The sequence below is a fragment of the Frankia sp. AgB32 genome (assembly GCF_023243045.1).
Classification (GTDB): Bacteria; Actinomycetota; Actinomycetes; order Frankiales; family Frankiaceae; genus Frankia.
Map to the genome: position 1 here is coordinate 1 of NZ_JALKFX010000245.1, position 2,591 is coordinate 2,591.

Here is a 2,591-nt window from a genome sequence, read left to right on the forward strand (position 1 = left end):
ATCGCCTTCGACGGCCGGCTCACCACCGGCCGCAAGTAGATCCACTAACCCAGTTACACCGTTATCTTGACAGTCCCCGTCCTGGACAACCGCGTCTACCTCGGCGAGCTGACCTTCCGCGAGATCACCGTCATCGACACCCACGAACCGATCATCGAGGCGGCCCAGTTCGCCGAGGCCGAGAAGATCCTCACCATCCGCAGCGACGGACACACCCACCGGGCCGCCAGCGACTCCGACTACTACCTCACCAGCCGCATGCGCTGCCCGCAATGCGGCAAAGCGATGCTCGGCTCCAACGCCCAAGGACGCAACCGCACCTACCGCTACTACACCTGCTTCACCCGCCTGCGCTACAGCCGCACCCGCTGCGACGCCCCCCGCCTCGACGCCGACGCCCTCGACCCCGCCATCCTCACCGCACTCGCCGACTTCTACCGCGACCACCAGCAACTCATCGCCGACGCCGTCCACCACGCCCGCCAACGCCACCACAGCTCCCACAGCGACCGCGCCGGCGAACTCGCCACCGTCCAGACCGACCTCACCCACACCGACCAGGCCATCGACCGCTACCTGGCCGCCTTCGAACGCGGCACCCTCGACGAAGAGACCCTCGCCACCCGAGTCGCCGCTCTACGCACCAAGCAGAAGCAACTCCGCCGCCGCCACACCGAACTCACCGCCCAGATCGACGACGAACCCGTCATGCCCCCACGCGCCACCCTCCGTAAGATCGCGAACCACATCGATACGATCATCGACACCGGTACCGACCTTCAACGCAAGGCCCTCGTCGAAGCCCTCATCCACGAAGTCAAGATCCTCGGCCCAGGACGCTTCCAGCCGATCTTCAAGGTCCCCAGACCCGAGGCGAGCGAGACCTCCGCAGCCGCTCTACCAGCCACAACACGCCCGAAGGGGGCGGTTCGTACAATGACAAACATGGTGGGGCGGGTGGGGCTCGAACCCACGACCGACGGATTATGAGTCCGCTGCTCTGACCGGCTGAGCTACCGCCCCTCGGTGAGGTCCGGCGGGGGAGATCCGGGCGACCGAGTGCCTACAGCGTAGCGGCTGCGGCTGGGGTCTGAAGCGGCTGTGGTCATGGCCGGCGGTGGGCCGACTGTGGTGGCGGTTCCGGTGGCCGAGGCTGTGGTGAAGGCTCGGACGCTGCGGGGTGCGGGCGTGGCTTCGATCGTGGATGTCCGCAGCGTCCCGGGTAGTCGGCGCATCCCGATGCCGGCCGGGAGGCGCTGGCGGCGTGGTTGCCGGCGGCCGGGATCGGCTATCGCTGGGGGCGGGATCTCGGCGGCTTTCGCAGGCCGATGCCGGAGTCGCCCGATGTCGTGTTGCGCAACGCGTCGTTCCGCGGCTGTGCCGGTTACACCCGCGACCCGCGGTTCCAGGCCGCGATGGAGCGGCTGCTCGACGGTGCCGGTCAGGTGCCGGACCGCGGTGCGGTTCAGCGAGCCGGTCTGGTGGCGCTGCCACCGCCGGATCATCGCCGCAGCCGGGGGACTTCGTGGAGATCGCTGACACACCGGAGACGACGACGGTAGCGACGGGGGCGGCGGAGGTGAGGGATCGCGGCCGACCCGAAGCGGTTCTCCTCGCGGCGGGCGTTCGTCCGGCCGGAGGAACCTGCCGCCGGACGCGCAGCGGATCGTCGACTTCGCCCTCGGCCGCGGCGTGCGCACGTTGGTCGATCTGCCGGAACACGGACCGTCCGGGGAGCGGGCGGATCTGGCCGCCGGGCGACTGCCCCTCGCGGACAAGGTCACCGAATGCCTGCGGTATGACCTCCCGATTTTCGGCCTGTTCCGCGGCGCGACGGAGGACGTCGAGGTCAACGGCGCCGAACCGGCCGCCTTCGACATCGGGCGGCAGCGCGCGCGGCCGGACATGAGTTTCGGTAGCGGCATCCACTACTGCGTCGGCGCTCCGCTGGCCCGCCTCGAGATCGGCGCGACCCTGGAATGCCTGGCCGCCAGGTTCCCCGCCCTGCGGCTCGACAGCGACGAGCTCCCCGCCTGCCGCGGGACCCGCAACCGATGGTTGCGCTGCGGCCGTCCGGCGGGTACGTTGATGTGCAACCTAAGGTTGCGGGAGGTTGTGCATGGAGTACGGAACACTGGAACGCGAGATCTTCGTCGAGGCCTCGCCCGAGGTCGTCTTCGAGGTCGTGAGCAGCCCGGACCATCTTCGGCAGTGGTGGCCGGACGAGGCTCACTACGACCCGACCCCCGGCTCGACCGGCGAGATCGTCTTCGGTGATCCGGCCGCGGGCGGCAAGGTCGTGCCGTTCACCGTCGTCGACTCGCGGCCGCCGCGGACGTTCACGTTCCGTTGGACGCAGCCCGCCGGCGAGACCGCGGTCGAGGGCAACTCGCTGCTGGTCACGTTCGACCTGACCCCGTCGAACGGCGGGACGCTGCTGCGGATGACCGAGAGCGGCTTCCGGGAGATGGGCTGGGAGATCGCCGTCCTGGAACACGAGTATCAGGATCACTGCACCGGTTGGGACTTCTTCCTGGCCCGCTTGTCGCCCTACGTCGCGACGCTGACAACCCGGCGGTGACGATGCCGGC

Annotated in this window: 2 protein-coding genes, 1 tRNA gene and 2 pseudogenes; 3 read left to right on the forward strand and 2 right to left on the reverse strand. The window is 69.2% G+C overall.

Annotation, left to right across the window (positions count from 1 at the left end):
* Positions 1-285: 285 nt before the first annotated feature.
* Positions 286-366, forward strand: a pseudogene (locus tag MXD60_RS29600) (hypothetical protein); the annotation flags it as partial.
* Between the two features lie 270 nt (positions 367-636).
* Here the strand turns inward: MXD60_RS29600 and MXD60_RS29605 are convergent.
* Both MXD60_RS29605 and MXD60_RS27185 read right to left on the reverse strand, forming a co-directional pair.
* Complete coding sequence (locus MXD60_RS29605; RefSeq protein WP_248822544.1) at positions 637-813, reverse strand: hypothetical protein; 177 nt, start codon at positions 811-813, stop codon at positions 637-639.
* A gap of 133 nt (positions 814-946) precedes the next feature.
* A tRNA-Ile gene (locus MXD60_RS27185) sits at positions 947-1,023 on the reverse strand.
* A 221-nt stretch (positions 1,024-1,244) separates the two neighbouring features.
* Here MXD60_RS27185 and MXD60_RS30155 point away from each other — a divergent pair.
* A pseudogene (locus MXD60_RS30155) lies at positions 1,245-1,562 on the forward strand (DUF488 family protein); the annotation flags it as partial.
* A 557-nt stretch (positions 1,563-2,119) separates the two neighbouring features.
* Positions 2,120-2,581, forward strand: coding sequence for an SRPBCC domain-containing protein (locus MXD60_RS27190; RefSeq protein WP_248822545.1), 462 nt, complete (start codon positions 2,120-2,122; stop codon positions 2,579-2,581).
* Positions 2,582-2,591: the final 10 nt, after the last annotated feature.